This is a genomic window from Streptomyces sp. NPDC048521, from assembly GCF_043199855.1.
In the GTDB taxonomy this organism is placed as follows: domain Bacteria; phylum Actinomycetota; class Actinomycetes; order Streptomycetales; family Streptomycetaceae; genus Streptomyces.
In genome coordinates this window covers 156,737-169,561 of sequence record NZ_JBICWR010000001.1, presented here as the reverse complement: position 1 = coordinate 169,561, position 12,825 = coordinate 156,737, and the positions used below count along the sequence as shown (strand labels likewise).

13 protein-coding genes are annotated in these 12,825 nt (G+C 72.4%); 5 read left to right on the top strand and 8 right to left on the bottom strand.

Annotated elements, in window-relative coordinates; translation table 11 throughout:
- Positions 1-83 precede the first annotated feature (83 nt).
- Positions 84-905: a VOC family protein gene (locus ACGFRF_RS00790; RefSeq protein ID WP_393735791.1), complete on the bottom strand. Its 822-nt coding sequence runs from the start codon at positions 903-905 to the stop codon at positions 84-86.
- Positions 906-1,034: 129 nt separating this feature from the next.
- On the opposite strand from ACGFRF_RS00790, the gene ACGFRF_RS00785 reads away from it, so the two are divergent.
- Positions 1,035-1,349 carry an ANTAR domain-containing protein gene (locus tag ACGFRF_RS00785; RefSeq protein WP_393735789.1) on the top strand — a complete coding sequence of 105 codons (315 nt, stop codon included), beginning with the start codon at positions 1,035-1,037 and terminating at the stop codon, positions 1,347-1,349.
- A 135-nt stretch (positions 1,350-1,484) separates the two neighbouring features.
- Here the strand turns inward: ACGFRF_RS00785 and ACGFRF_RS00780 are convergent, their stop codons facing one another.
- A complete protein-coding gene (locus ACGFRF_RS00780) occupies positions 1,485-2,276 on the bottom strand; it encodes an RNA polymerase sigma factor SigF (RefSeq protein ID WP_393735787.1) in 792 nt (263 codons plus the stop codon).
- 436 nt (positions 2,277-2,712) lie between these two features.
- Here ACGFRF_RS00780 and ACGFRF_RS00775 point away from each other — a divergent pair, with 436 nt between their 5' ends.
- Positions 2,713-3,237 (top strand): hypothetical protein, encoded by a 525-nt coding sequence (locus ACGFRF_RS00775; protein ID WP_393735785.1) that lies wholly within the window; start codon positions 2,713-2,715, stop codon positions 3,235-3,237.
- Positions 3,238-3,280: 43 nt separating this feature from the next.
- Here ACGFRF_RS00775 and hemC read toward each other — a convergent pair whose 3' ends face one another.
- From hemC to ACGFRF_RS00755, 4 genes are all read right to left on the bottom strand, one after another.
- Positions 3,281-4,216, bottom strand: coding sequence for a hydroxymethylbilane synthase (hemC, locus tag ACGFRF_RS00770; RefSeq protein ID WP_393735783.1), 936 nt, complete (start codon positions 4,214-4,216; stop codon positions 3,281-3,283).
- A 118-nt stretch (positions 4,217-4,334) separates the two neighbouring features.
- On the bottom strand, positions 4,335-5,063 hold the full coding sequence (locus ACGFRF_RS00765) for an NPP1 family protein (protein WP_393737081.1): 729 nt from the start codon (positions 5,061-5,063) through the stop codon (positions 4,335-4,337).
- 463 nt (positions 5,064-5,526) lie between these two features.
- Positions 5,527-6,504 (bottom strand): ATP-dependent DNA ligase, encoded by a 978-nt coding sequence (locus ACGFRF_RS00760; RefSeq protein WP_393737080.1) that lies wholly within the window; start codon positions 6,502-6,504, stop codon positions 5,527-5,529.
- A 205-nt stretch (positions 6,505-6,709) separates the two neighbouring features.
- Entirely contained in the window at positions 6,710-8,182 is a 1,473-nt protein-coding gene (locus ACGFRF_RS00755; protein ID WP_393735781.1) for an MFS transporter, read from the bottom strand.
- Positions 8,183-8,426: 244 nt separating this feature from the next.
- On the opposite strand from ACGFRF_RS00755, the gene ACGFRF_RS00750 reads away from it, so the two are divergent.
- Together ACGFRF_RS00750 and ACGFRF_RS00745 are read left to right on the top strand one after the other, a co-directional pair.
- Positions 8,427-9,077 (top strand): TetR/AcrR family transcriptional regulator, encoded by a 651-nt coding sequence (locus tag ACGFRF_RS00750; RefSeq protein WP_393735779.1) that lies wholly within the window; start codon positions 8,427-8,429, stop codon positions 9,075-9,077.
- Between the two features lie 51 nt (positions 9,078-9,128).
- The gene (locus ACGFRF_RS00745; protein ID WP_393735777.1) at positions 9,129-9,572 is read left to right on the top strand and encodes a VOC family protein; all 444 of its coding nucleotides are present in this window, start codon (positions 9,129-9,131) and stop codon (positions 9,570-9,572) included.
- Positions 9,573-9,624: 52 nt separating this feature from the next.
- Here the strand turns inward: ACGFRF_RS00745 and glpK are convergent, their stop codons facing one another.
- Positions 9,625-11,139 carry a glycerol kinase GlpK gene (gene glpK / locus ACGFRF_RS00740; RefSeq protein ID WP_393735775.1) on the bottom strand — a complete coding sequence of 505 codons (1,515 nt, stop codon included), beginning with the start codon at positions 11,137-11,139 and terminating at the stop codon, positions 9,625-9,627.
- 44 nt (positions 11,140-11,183) lie between these two features.
- Positions 11,184-11,951: an IclR family transcriptional regulator gene (locus tag ACGFRF_RS00735; protein WP_393735773.1), complete on the bottom strand. Its 768-nt coding sequence runs from the start codon at positions 11,949-11,951 to the stop codon at positions 11,184-11,186.
- 185 nt (positions 11,952-12,136) lie between these two features.
- Here ACGFRF_RS00735 and ACGFRF_RS00730 point away from each other — a divergent pair, with 185 nt between their 5' ends.
- Complete coding sequence (locus ACGFRF_RS00730) at positions 12,137-12,565, top strand: ATP-binding protein (RefSeq protein WP_393735771.1); 429 nt, start codon at positions 12,137-12,139, stop codon at positions 12,563-12,565.
- Positions 12,566-12,825 lie beyond the last annotated feature (260 nt).

Sequence of the window (12,825 nt, the reverse complement as noted above, 5' to 3'; positions counted from 1 at the left end):
CGGTGGGGCGTCCTGGGCCGGCGAACCGCGGGCCCCGCCCCGACCGCACCCGCGGGTACGTCCTGCGCAGGCCGCCCGCCGGCTCAGCGCGGCCGGCGTGACGTCACCGTGAACTGGGCCCCGTCGGCATCGCGCAGCACCGCCTCGTGATCGTCCTCGCTCAGGACGCTGCCACCGTGCTTCTCCGCCGCGCGGGCACAGCCGGCCACATCGGCCACGGCGAAGTGGATCTGCCAGTGCGGGCGCACGGAGGGGTCCGGGGCGGCCTCCACCGCGCCGGAATCGATCCGCGCCACGATGTCGCCCTGGCTGCGCAGCACCACCTCGCCGCCCTCGTACTCGACCTCGCAGCAGCCCGGCTGCCCGGAGGCCCAGTCGAGGATCTCGCCGTAGAAGATCGCCGAGTCGAAGGCGTCGCGGGTGTGCAGGCGGATGAACGTCGGCGCGGCCCGCCGCCACGCCTCCCAGTTGGAGACCAGCTCGCCCTGCCAGATGCCGAAGGTCGCCCCGTCCCGGTCGGCGAGCAGCGCCGCCCGGCCGGGTGGGAAGGACAGCGGGCCGACGGCTGCCGTACCGCCGCGCTCCCGGGCCCGGCTCACGGCCACGTCCGCGTCCGCGACGGCGAAGTACGGCGTCCAGGCGACCGCCATCTGCCACATGGCGGCGACGGCGGCGATCCCGGCCACCGGCACCCCGTTCGCCAGGGCGATACGGAAGTGTTCGCCGAGCTTTGCGCCGCGCCAGCGCCAGCCGAGCACGGCCGCGTAGAAGTCCTGCGTGGCCTCCAGGTCGCGGCTGGTCAGGCTCACCCAGCACGGCGCGCCGAAGACGGAGTGCGTGGAGACGACCTCTCTCCGTCTCGGTTCGTCGGCGCTCGATCCGCTGACAGGCGTGTCTTGGTTCATGACGGTCGCGTCCTGCTCTCGGGGCCCGGCGGCCACCGGTCTGGCACCAGTGTCCAACCGGAAGGGGCTCGGTCGCCTGTCGAGTACCCCAGGTGGCAGAGATCCAGCCCGCTCGCGCAGGATGGAGGAATGGCAGAGAGCGAACCTGACCGGATCGCCGAGTTGCAGAAGCAGATCGACCAGCTGAAGGAGGCCATGGCCTCCCACGCGGTCGTCGACCAGGCGATCGGGATGATGGTGGCCCTCGGCCGGGTGACCCCCGACCAGGGGTGGCAGGTGCTGAAGGAGGTCTCCCAGCACACCAACATCAAGCTGCGCAACATCGCGGAGCTGATCCTCATCTGGGGGCGCCGGGGCGACATCCCGCCCGAGATCCGCGCCGAACTGGAGGACGCGCTGGACCGGTACGGCCCCACGCAGGTACCCGGCACCGCCGAGGAGTGAGGCCCCACGCGGGCTTCCAGAGGGCGCTCGGGGGCTCGGCGGGGGTTGGCTTCGCGGGGCTCGGCGGGGGTTGGCTTCGCGGGGCTCGGCGGGATGCAGGGAGCGCGGACCCGGTGGGGATGCAGAGAGCGCTGCTCAGCGGATCTCCGCGAGCAGCTCCTCGCGCAGCCGGTCGAAGCAGCCGCTGAGCAGCCGTGAGACGTGCATCTGCGAGATGCCGAGCTGCTCGGCGATCCGGCTCTGTGTCATACCGCAGAAGAACCGCATGTAGAGGATGACGCGCTCGCGCTCCGGCAGCGCCTCCAGGCACGGCTTGACCGCGGCCCGGTCGACCACCAGGTCGAACCCCGGGTCGGACGCGCCGAGGGAGTCGCCGAGGGCGTAGCCGTCCGTACCGGACACCTCGGCGTCCAGCGACAGCGCGGAGAAGCACTCCAGCGCCTCCATGCCGGTGCGCACCTCCTCCTCACTCAGCCGGGTGTACGCGGCGATCTCGGCGACGGTGGGGGCCCGGCCCGACGTGGTCTGCGCCAGCTCCTTCGTGGCGGAGCGGACCCGGTTGCGCAGGTCCTGCACCCGGCGGGGCACGTGGAGGGTCCACATGTGGTCACGGAAGTGGCGCTTGATCTCGCCGGTGATCGTGGGCACGGCGTACGCCTCGAAAGCGCGACCGCGCTCCGGATCGTAGTGGTCGACGGCCTTGACCAGGCCGAGCGCGGCCACCTGGTACAGGTCCTCCAGGGCCTCCCCGCGGCCGCGGAACCGTACCGCGATCCGCTCGGCCATGGGCAGCCACAGCTGGACCAGCTCGTCCCGCAGCGCTCGGCGCTCGGGACCGTCGGGCAGCTCCGCGAGCCGCTCGAAGGACTCCACCGTGTCGGGGGCGTCATCGTGGGGATGGGGCTTCGTGCCGCCGGTGACACGCATCGTGCGCACCTCTCTCAGCAGGTGCTGGGTGGACAGACACCGTGGGAGGCGCGCTCGGACCGTGGAAAGGGCACCGGGGCGCTCGGCGACGCCGACTCCCGCGGATGTGCCTCCAGTCCGAAGCACATAGGTTCGTTTCCCACTCTGGGTCATCTCAAAACAATTAAGTACATATGGGGCGCGATGGTGCGAGGTGGCGAGCGGGGACCGCGGCCTCCCGGCCGCTCGGCCGCCTCGCGCCCGCTGATCTTGCGTGGACGTGATGTGCGGCACGCGCGCCTGCCGCGCGCGAAGGGGTCGTGACCGGATTCTTCCTGGGCAGCGCTTGATCACCGATCAAAGCGGGCGAATCCCCTGGCCACAGCGCATTCTGCTCATTTGACAGTGCGCTCGGCGCACAGATAGACAGCAGCTCTCGAAGGTCGAGAGGGGCACTGTGTACGAGCCGAACGTGGTCGGGGACTGGCACGAGTACGACGAGCATGCCGGTCTGCGGGTCCGCGTCCACCGCCTGGAGGCGGCCGAGCCGCCGCGCGGACGCGACGACGCCGCCGTCGGCCTGACGTACTTCAGTGTCCGGGTCACCGTCGAGAACCGCGGCGCGCGGCACTACGGCATCCATCTGGAGGACGGCCAGATCGACGTCCGGGTCGGCCCCGACGGTGAGGGCGCCTTCATCGACTGGCGCAACTCCCAGTTCATCGAGGGCTTCGACGTCTACCCGCTGCGCCGGGCCACCGCCGTCCTCTACGCCGCCGCACCCGAGGCCGCCCTCACCCACGTGGACGTGCAGGTGCAGCTGCGGGTGGAGGAGGAATGGACCGACCGCAGGCTGTGGGCGGGCGGCATCGGCGTTCTGGAGGCGACCACCGCGGCCGCGTCCTCCGGCACCGGCCAGAGCGGCCTGGCCCACCAGGTCAGCGTCTTCCTGAAGGACCAGACGGAGCCCGGCCCCGCCTGACGCGAGCGGCGGTGCCGGTGTGCCACCGGTGCGGGGACCCCTGTCAGTGCGGAATGCCGTCGATGATCTCCCGCGCGCCCTGCCGCAGCAGCGCCACCGCGACCGAGGTGCCGAGCGTGGCCGGGTCCAGCCGGCCCGCCCACTCGTGGGCGTTCAGCCGGGTCTTGCCGTCCGGGGTGAAGACGCAGGCCCGCAGCGAGAGTTCCCCGCCGCGGTCCGCGCGCGCGTAGCCGGCGATCGGGCTGTTGCAGTGACCTTGCAGCACGTGCAGGAACATCCGCTCGGCCGTGGCCTCGCGGTGGGTGGCCGGGTCGCCCAGCCCGCCGACCGCGTCGATCACGTCGGTGTCGCCCTCCCGGCACTGCAGGGCGAGGATGCCCGCGCCGATCGGCGGCATCATCGTCTCCGGGGACAGCACCTCGCTGATCACGTCCGTGCGGCCGATGCGCTCCAGACCGGACACCGCCAGCAGCAGCGCGTCCGCCTCCCCGGCTGCCAGCTTCTCCAGCCGGCGGTTGGCGTTGCCGCGGAACGGCACGCACTCCAGATGCGGGTGCGTGGCGGCCAGCTGGGCGACCCGGCGCACCGAGGAGGTGCCGACGCGGGTACCGGCCGGCAACTCGTCCAGGGTGAGCCCGCCCGGGTGCACCAGCGCGTCGCGGATGTCGTCCCGCTTCAGGAACGCGGCGAACACCGTCCCGGCGGGCAGCGGCCGGTCGGCGGGCACGTCCTTGACGCAGTGCACCGCGAGATCCGCATCCCCGGCCAGCAGGGCGGCGTCCACCTCCTTGGTGAACGCCCCCTTGCCCTCGACCTTCGACAGATCGCCCATCCACTTGTCACCGGTGGTCCGCACCGGGACGACCTCGGTGCGCACGCTCGGGTGCAGTACGGCCAACTCGGCACGGACCCGCTCGACTTGGGCCAGGGCCATGGGGGAGTCGCGGGAGACGATACGGATCAGTTCCGGCACAGACATGGGGGACACGATAGACCCTGGGGCCGGACGGCCCGCGCCCTGTCAGGGCTCGCCGAGCGTCCGGCCTGCCGGAGGCACCGCCGGCCGGGTGATCCCCGGCCGGCGGTGGGACATCCGCTCAGGCGTTGGGGTCGAACGGGATTCCGGACGGCTTCGCCGAGGCGAGATGGGAGGCGAAGCTGTCGTCCTTCAGGCCGAAGTGGGCGCTGCCGAAGTCGTAGGCGCTCAACTTCTCCCGCACGCCCGCCGGATAGCCGTTCCAGCCGACGAGGGGCGGGTACTGCCAGGTGTGCTCGTGGTTCTCCGGCGGCTCGTCGTTGGAGTTGGCGAGCCGGAAGCAGTGGGTGCCGATGCCGTCCTTGTGGTACACGATCTTCGGATGCGTGCCCTCGAAGCGGACCTCGGAGACGGGGTGCACGGTGAACGAGCCGTGGTTGGACGTCGACACGTACCGGACCTGCCCGTCCTGCACCCACACCGCCACGTGCTCCCAGTCGTGCCGGTGCCCGCCGATGCTGCTGCCGGCCACCGCCTGGTCCTTCTCGAAGTACAGGCCGTACAGATAGGCGCACCAGCCGTTGTTGCACTTGGAGCGCGCATAGCTGTTGGTGTTGTCGAGGTCGGAGGCGTCGTGGCAGTTGCCGTTGAGGGCGCCCGTCGGGTTCAGGCCTTGGTTGACGGTGCCGTCGGGGCCGATGGCGGGCGTCGGGTAGCAGCCGTCCGTGTCGTAGTCGAAGGCCGGCTGGTAGGTCAGGTCGGCGGACTCGGCGTTCTGCGGCAGCGCCAGGGGCGGGGCGGCGAAGGCGGCGGTGGGGAAGGCGACGACGAGGGCGGCGGCACCGGCCATGACGGCGAACCATCTGCCGCGCCGGACGCGCGAGGAAAATGCGGACACGGAACCTCCAACAGCGGTGGGGCGCAGGGGAGTTCAGCATCCCGGCTGTGCGTCTCGCTGCCAAGGGGTCACACGCGTCACAGGAATGAAGCGTGGTCGAACAGCTGTGGCCTGGGCCAGGTGTCGGGCCTGCCCGTGCAAGAACGCCCGTCACCGTCACGGCTGTTGGGTGAGCACGGCGGCGAGGTCTGCCGCCGACCACGGCCGTCGGGCCCGCCCGTGCCAGGTCCACCGGCGAACGCGACGGGTTGTGCAAGGCGCGAGGCCGACCAAGCCGTACGGCAGGCCCACCGGGCCGTCGGGCGTGGGGTGGTGTCGGGTTCTCCGGCGGGCCTGACGGGCCATCGGGCGTGGGGTGGTGTCGGGCTCAGCAGCGGGTCCGGCCGGCGCGTCTGACGGGCCGTCGGTCGTGGGGTCATGCGGAGCCCTCCGGCAGGTCCGCCGACGACTCCTCCGGTGTGAGGTCCGGGCGCAGCCGCAGCCAGGACGGCTGGCGCAGCAGCCCGGCCCGGGTACGGGTGCTGTAGCTGACCTCGCCCACCAGCCGGGGCAGCACCCAGCGCGCGTCCGGGATCCGCGGCACCGGATCGAAGGGGCACCGGCTGGTCCCGGCGGCCCGCAGCTGTTCCGCCAGTTCCGTCCGTTCCGCCTCGCTCCAGCCGGTGCCGACCCCGCCGACGTACCGCAGCCGGCCCCCCGCCCGCTGACCGACCAGGACCGCGCCCGGCAGCCCGGTCAGCCGCCCCTTGCCGGGCAGCCAGCCGCCGACGATCACGTCCTCGGCCCGCATGTTCCGGATCTTGATCCAGGCGCGGGAGCGCACCCCGGGCTCGTACACCGAGTCCAGCCGCTTGCACACCAGGCCCTCCAGGCCGTGCTCCCTGGTCGCCGCGAGCGCCTCGGCGCCGTGTCCGGTCACGGCGCCCGGTGTCGACCAGTACGGCCCGGCCAGGCCCAGCTCCTCCAGCCGCGCCCGCCGCCGCGCGTACGGCAGCCGCATCAGGGGTTCGCCCAGGAACGGCACGTCGAACAGCACCAGGTGCACCGGTACCTGGGCGGCCCGGCGCGCCGCCCGCGCGGGCGCGTGCGCGAGGCCCATCCGGCTCTGCAACAGCTGGAAGTCGGCCCGGCCCCGTTCGTCCAGGGCCAGCACCTCACCGTCCAGGACGGCAGGCGTGGTGCCCAGGGCGCCGCCGAGCGGCCGGAGTTCGGGGTAGGCGGCGGTGATGTCCTCGCCCGAGCGGGCGCGCAGCACCATGCCGCCGTCGCCGGGCAGGTAGACCATCACCCGCTGGCCGTCCTGCTTGGTCTCGTACGCCCACCGGTCGTCCTGGGCGGCGGGCGGCAGCCTGCCGGGGGTGGCGAGCATCGGCGGGATGAGCGGCAGGGTCACGGCGGTCACGGCTGAAGGTCTCGACCGCTCCCGGCGCCCTCACGCACCTTGGGGCACCGGTTCGCCTGAACGGGCCCGCCGCAACAGACGCGTGACGGGCGGGGGCGTAACCGCGCGTCGGGGGTCGGGTGTACCGCCCCTGCCTGAGCACGGCCGTCCCCGGCGATGTCCGTCGCACATCGCCGGGGACGGCCGGGCAGCGTCCTCAGCCGACCGTCTCCGCCGACGGTTCCGCGGCCATCGGTGCCGGCGCCGGGCCGGCCGGACGGTGGCGGGGGAGGAAGGAGGCCAGGAGGAAGGCGAGGAGGGCCGCGCCCGCGCCGATCGCCATGACGACCTTGAAGGCGTTCTCCGACGGCAGCGCGTGGCCGCCGAGACTGATCGTCATCTGCGCCAGGATCACGCCCGCGACCGCGCTGGCCACCGAGGTGCCGATGGACCGCATGAGCGTGTTCAGGCTGTTCGCGGCGGCCGTCTCCGACAGCGGAACCGCGCCCATGATCAGGGCGGGCATGGCACCGTAGGCGAAGCCGACGCCCGCGCCGATGACGCAGGACACCAGGACCAGGTGCCAGACCTCGCTCATCAGCACGATGTTCAACCCGTACCCGGCCGCCACGATCACCGCGCCGATCATCAGCGTGATCTTCGGACCACGCGACTTGGTGATCACGGCGGAGACCGGGGCCATGGCCATCATCACCAGGCCCTGCGGAGCCATGACGAGGCCCACGGTGAGCATGGACCTGCCGAGGCCGTAGCCGGTCTGCGTCGGCAGCTGGAGCAGCTGCGGCAGGACCAGCGCCATCGCGAACATCGAGAAGCCGAACGCGATGGAGGCCAGGTTGGTGAACAGCACCTGGCGGCGGACCGTGGTGCGCAGGTCCACCAGCGGCTGCGCCGTCCGCAGTTCGAAGAGGCCCCAGGCCAGCAGGACGACGACCGCGAGCGCGAACAGGCCGAGGGTGGTGCCGCTGCCCCAGCCCCAGTCGGCGCCCTTGGAGATGGCGAGCAGCAGCGAGACGAGCCCGACGGCCATGCCGAGCGAGCCGACGAGGTCGAAGCGGCCACCGGTGCGCACGCGGGACTCCGGCACCAGGCTCAGTACGAGCCCGAAGGCGACGACACCGAGGGTCGCGGACGTCCAGAACAGCACGTGCCAGTCGAAGTGGTCGGCGATGAAGGCCGCGGCCGGCAGCCCGAGGGCGCCGCCGACGCCGAGCGAGGCGCTCATCAGCGCGGTGGAGCCGGCCAGCTTCTCCGGCGGCAGTTCGTCGCGCATGACACTGATCCCGAGCGGGACCACCGCGGCGGCGAGGCCCTGGAGCGTACGGCCGACGATCATCGGGACCAGCTGGTCGCTGAGCGCGCAGACCGCCGAACCCGCCACCAGCAGCACCAGGCTGACCAGCAGCAGCCGCCGCTTGCCGAACATGTCGCCGAGCCGGCCGGCCACCGGGGTGGCGACGGCCGCGGCCAGCAGGGTGGCCGTGACCGCCCAGGCGGCGTCGGACGCGGAGGCGTGCAGATAGCCGGGCAGCTCCGGGACGATGGGGATCACCAGCGTCTGCATCAGCGACACGGTGATACCGGCCAGGGCCAGCACCGCGACCACGGCGCCCGGCCGGGACGGAGCCGGTCCGCCGGCGTCGGCGGGCGGGGCGGGGGCGTCGGACATGAGAAGGGCACCTTCCGTAGGAAGCGCGAGGGGTGACCGGCCGCGGAGACCGGCCGCTTTTAAGTCAACTGCTTGACTTACTCTAGCGGGGTGACGGGACGGCTCCCACAGGGCCTGTCAGGGGAGGGGCGGGCGCGCACCGTAGGCTTCCCTGGCTGGACCTCGCCGCCCCGGTCGAGGACCCGGGGCGGTGCGCGGGACTGGCCGCCGCGGGGCGGTGCGCAGTCCCGGAGCGGTGGTGAGCATGACGCGCAGGACGGCGCGGGCCGAGCAGGTGAGCGCGACGCGTGAGGCGATCCTGACCGCGGCGGAACAGCTGTTCGCCGAACACGGCGTGTACGCCGTCTCCAACCGTCAGGTCAGCGAGGCCGCCGGTCAGGGCAACAACGCCGCGGTCGGCTACCACTTCGGCACCAAGGCCGACCTGGTCCGCGCGGTCGCCCGCCGGCACGCCGAACGCATCGAGGCGCTCAGGGAACGGGCCCTCGCGGCGGCCGGCGACTCCGCGGACGTACGCGACTGGGTCGACTGCCTGGTGCGCCCGGTCACCGAGCACCTGGCCGGGCTCGGCAGCCCCACCTGGTACGCCCGGTTCTGCGCCCAGGTGATGACCGACCCGGCGCTGCACGCCATCATGGTCGAGGAGTCCTTGACCTCGCCGGCGCTGCGGGAGGCGATCGAGGGGCTCAACCGCACCCTTCCGGAACTGCCGCCCGAGGTCCGCGCCGAGCGCGGCCAGATGGTCCGGCTGCTGATCCTGCACACCTGCGCCGAGCGGGAACGGGCCCTCGCCGAGGGCACTGCGACCGCCCGCGCCACCTGGAGCGAGGTCGCCACGGGGCTCGCCGACGCGATCGTCGGCCTGTGGCTGGCACCGGTCAGCCCCGTCCGCTGACGCTCGCGCGGGATCCACGTCTGCGGCCGCCGCTCACCCCACACTGGGGACATGAACGACGACGACACGAGTCTCCTGGCCCGCGGCCGTGTGGCGACCAGGCTGCCGGCCCAGGACCTGGAGCGGGCACGGCGCTTCTACGCCGAGCGGCTCGGACTGCGGCCCGCCGGGGAAGCACCCGGCGGGCTGCTGTACCGATGCGGAGGCGCCGAGTTCCAGGTGTTCCGCTCCGGCGGTGCCTCGCCCGGCACCTTCACCCAGATGTCATGGGAGGTCGACGACATCGAGGCGGTCGTCGGGGAACTCAAGCGGCGCGGAGTGGTGTTCGAGGAGTTCGACCTCGCCCCGGTCCACGGCGGCGGGCGCACGCGGGACGGGATCGTCGACGTCGAGAACTACCTGAGCACCCGCGTACCCGGCGTCCGGAGAGCGCGGGGCGCCTGGTTCCGTGACAGCGAGGGAAACATGCTGGGCATCGGCCAGCGCGTGGACTGAGCCGCGTACGGGCGACGGCGGGCGGCGGCCGGTCCTGGTGGCTGCCGCCGGGTCAGGGGGAGCGTGGTGGTCTGACCCAGTCCAGGGACCGTTCTACCGCCCGCTGCCAGTTGTCGTACTCCCACTCCCGCAGCTCGGGGTCCATGTCGGGCAGCCATTGCGCGGCCCGGTGCCAGTTGCGGCGCAGTACCTCCAGGTCGGGCCAGTAGCCGGCGGCGAGCCCGGCCGCGTAGGCGGCGCCGAGGGAGACCGTCTCGGCGACCATGGGCCGCACCACGGGCACGCCGAGCACGTCGGCCACGAACTGCATGAGCAGGTTGTCGGCGGTCATGCCCCCGTCCACCTTGAGTTGCTGGAGCGAGACCGAGGAGTCGGCGTTCATGGCGTCGACGACCTCCCGGGTCTGCCATCCGGTGGCCTCCAGGACGGCACGTGCCAGGTGTCCCTTGGTGATGTACGAGGTGAGGCCGACGATGACCCCACGTGCGTCGCTGCGCCAGCGGGGCGCGAACAGCCCTGAGAAGGCGGGCACGATGTAGCAGCCCCCGTTGTCCTCGACCGTCCGCGCGAGGGTCTCGATCTCCGGGGCGCTGCTGATCAGGCCCAGGCGGTCACGGAACCACTGGACGAGTGCGCCGGTGATGGCTATCGACCCTTCCAGGGCATAGGCCGGCTGCTGGTCCCCGATCTTGTACGCGACGGTCGTGAGGAGACCGTGCCGGGACCGCACGACGTCGCCGCCGGTGTTGAGCAGCAGGAAGCTGCCCGTTCCGTAGGTGCACTTGGCCTCGCCCGGGGAGAAACAGGTCTGGCCGAAGAGGGCGGCCTGCTGGTCGCCGAGGGCGGCCGTGATCGAGACGCCCGGCAGCAGCGAGCGGGCCTCGCCGTACGTCTCGGCGGACGACCTGATCTCGGGCAGCATCGAGCGGGGCACCCCGAAGAAGGCCAGCAGTTCGTCGTCCCAGTCGAGCGTGCGGATGTTCATCAGCATCGTGCGGCTGGCGTTGGTGGGGTCGGTGATGTGCAGGCCGCCGTCGGCCCCCCCGGTGAGATTCCAGATCAGCCAGCTCTCCATCGTGCCGAACAGCACCTCGCCGTCGTTGGCGCGCTGCTCGACACCCTTGACGTGGTCGAACAGCCACCGGATCCGCAGGGCCGAGAAGTACGTCGAGGGCGGCAGAGCGCACCGTTCCAGGAAGAACGCCTCTCCGGGGTGCCGTCCGAGATCCTCGACGAGCGGCGCCGTCCGGGTGTCCTGCCAGACGATCGCCCGGCCCACCGGGGCGCCGGTCCGCCGGTCCCAGAGCACCGTCGTCTCCCGCTGGTTGGCCAGGCCGATGGCGGCGACCTGCCCGTTGTCGGCACCGGCGTCGGACAGGGCGTCGGGCACGACACGGCGCAGGTTCCGCCAGATCTCGACGGCGTCGTGCTCGACCCATCCGGGTCTGGGGAAGTGCTGCTGGTGCTCCTTCTGCGCGACGGAGACCAGCCGCCCGCGGTGGTCGAACAGGATGCATCGGGTCGAGTTGGTGCCCTGATCGATGGACATTACGTACCGTTCAGCCATGATCGGGTGTGCCTTCCGACAAGTCGAGGGGCGGCTGTCCTGTCCTACCAGCGGGCGGCTCCCAGGTCTCGGGAGATCGCCCGTGCGGCCTCACGGATCAGGGTGATCAGACTGGGGCGGGGGCGGCCCTGGCCGTCGCAGACCCGCTCGACCGGCCCGGACAGCCCGATGGCGCCGACGACGAGGCCGCCGTGCCCGCGGATCGGGGCGGCGAGCCCGGCCTCGCCCATGGTCATCTCCTGGATCTCGGCGGCCCACCCGAGTTCCCTGACCTCGGTGAGCGCCCGGGCGAGCTGTTCGGGATCGATCAGCGTGTGCCGGGTGTACGCCTCCAGGCCCGGCTCCTCGACCGGCTCGACGGTCGCGGTACCGAAGGCCAGCAGCACCTTGCCGAGCGAGGAGGCGTGCAGGGGCAGCAACGCGCCCACGTCCAGGGTCTGGAAGGTGTCGTCCGGCCGGAACACGTGGTGGACGATCAGGACGCTGCCCTCCAGCGGGGTCCCCAGGCGCACCGCCTCGCCGCTCCGGGCGGCCAGGGCATCGGCCCAGTTCAGGGAGCGCGAGCGCAGCTCGTTGACGTCCAGGTAGCTGGTGCCGAGGTGCAGCAGTGCGGCTCCGAGCTGGTACTTCCCGGTCGCCGCGTCCTGCTCCACGAAGTCCACGTGCTGAAGCGTGCGCAGAATCCCGTGGGCGGTGCCCTTCGCCAGCCCGAGCGAGGCCGCCACCTCGCCGAGCCCGAGCCGGCGGGGCCCACCGGCGAGCAGGCGCAGGATCGCCGCCGCCCGTTCGATCGACTGGACTGGGCCGGTCATGAAGCGAGCCTAGTACCGCCGCCGAGGCTTCGCCCCGCGGACGGAGGGGGGCCCGGGGGCGGTGGCGTTCGGTAATGCCGACCGCCGTTCATTGACCGGCCCCATTTGTCTCCATAACGTGCATGGGAGCCCGGAACGCGCCGAAACACGGCGCCGGACGGCAGACACACCGATCGGGAGAGAACATGGCGGCACAGCTCAATACGCTGCTTCGGGCGGCGGCATACGAACACGTATGCCCGGTGCCGCCCGTCGCCGGCGCCGTCTCGGCCGTGCGACGACGTGCGGCGGCGGTCCTCGCCGAGTGGAACGTGTGTCCCGAGATCGTGGAGGACTCGCTGCTGGTGGTGTCGGAGCTCGCCACGAACGCGATCATTCACGCCCGGCCCCCGGCCGTGCTGCGGCTGTCGTGGGCGCGGGGCCGCGGCGGCCCCACCCTGCACATCGAGGTCACCGACGCGGGACCCGCGCTCGCGGTGGGCGAGTCCCTGCTCGGCATCGACCCGGACGAGCACGGCCGCGGCGAGGCGATCGTCCACGCCCTGGCCACCCGTCATGGCATACGCGTCCATCCGGGCGGGGTCACCCGGTGGGCCGAGCTGGTCGCCGTCTAGACCACCCGGTGGGCCGAGCCGGCCGCGGTCCGCAGGGCGGCCTTTGATCGGTAGAGCGCGCGGAGCGGTGCGCCCCCGGCCTCCTGGGAGAGTGCGCGGAGTGGTGCGTCCCGATGTGCAGTGCGGCCTTGGGCCGGGAGGGCGCGCGGAATGCGTCCCGGTCCTGCAGTGCGGCCTTGGGCCGGGAGGGCGCGCGGAATGCGTCCCGGTCCTGCAGTGCGGCCTTGGGCCGGGAGGGCGCGCGGAATGCGTCCCGGTCC

What these genes read in the sequence shown, in the direction of transcription:
- ACGFRF_RS00790 (WP_393735791.1), bottom strand. Translation starts at nt 905, where the DNA reads ATGAACCAAGACACGCCTGTCAGCGGATCGAGCGCCGACGAACCGAGA.
- ACGFRF_RS00785 (WP_393735789.1), top strand. Translation starts at nt 1,035, where the DNA reads ATGGCAGAGAGCGAACCTGACCGGATCGCCGAGTTGCAGAAGCAGATC.
- ACGFRF_RS00780 (WP_393735787.1), bottom strand. Translation starts at nt 2,276, where the DNA reads ATGCGTGTCACCGGCGGCACGAAGCCCCATCCCCACGATGACGCCCCC.
- hemC (WP_393735783.1), bottom strand. Translation starts at nt 4,216, where the DNA reads ATGTCTGTGCCGGAACTGATCCGTATCGTCTCCCGCGACTCCCCCATG.
- ACGFRF_RS00765 (WP_393737081.1), bottom strand. Translation starts at nt 5,063, where the DNA reads ATGGCCGGTGCCGCCGCCCTCGTCGTCGCCTTCCCCACCGCCGCCTTC.
- ACGFRF_RS00755 (WP_393735781.1), bottom strand. Translation starts at nt 8,182, where the DNA reads ATGTCCGACGCCCCCGCCCCGCCCGCCGACGCCGGCGGACCGGCTCCG.
- ACGFRF_RS00750 (WP_393735779.1), top strand. Translation starts at nt 8,427, where the DNA reads ATGACGCGCAGGACGGCGCGGGCCGAGCAGGTGAGCGCGACGCGTGAG.
- ACGFRF_RS00745 (WP_393735777.1), top strand. Translation starts at nt 9,129, where the DNA reads ATGAACGACGACGACACGAGTCTCCTGGCCCGCGGCCGTGTGGCGACC.
- glpK (WP_393735775.1), bottom strand. Translation starts at nt 11,139, where the DNA reads ATGGCTGAACGGTACGTAATGTCCATCGATCAGGGCACCAACTCGACC.
- ACGFRF_RS00735 (WP_393735773.1), bottom strand. Translation starts at nt 11,951, where the DNA reads ATGACCGGCCCAGTCCAGTCGATCGAACGGGCGGCGGCGATCCTGCGC.
- ACGFRF_RS00730 (WP_393735771.1), top strand. Translation starts at nt 12,137, where the DNA reads ATGGCGGCACAGCTCAATACGCTGCTTCGGGCGGCGGCATACGAACAC.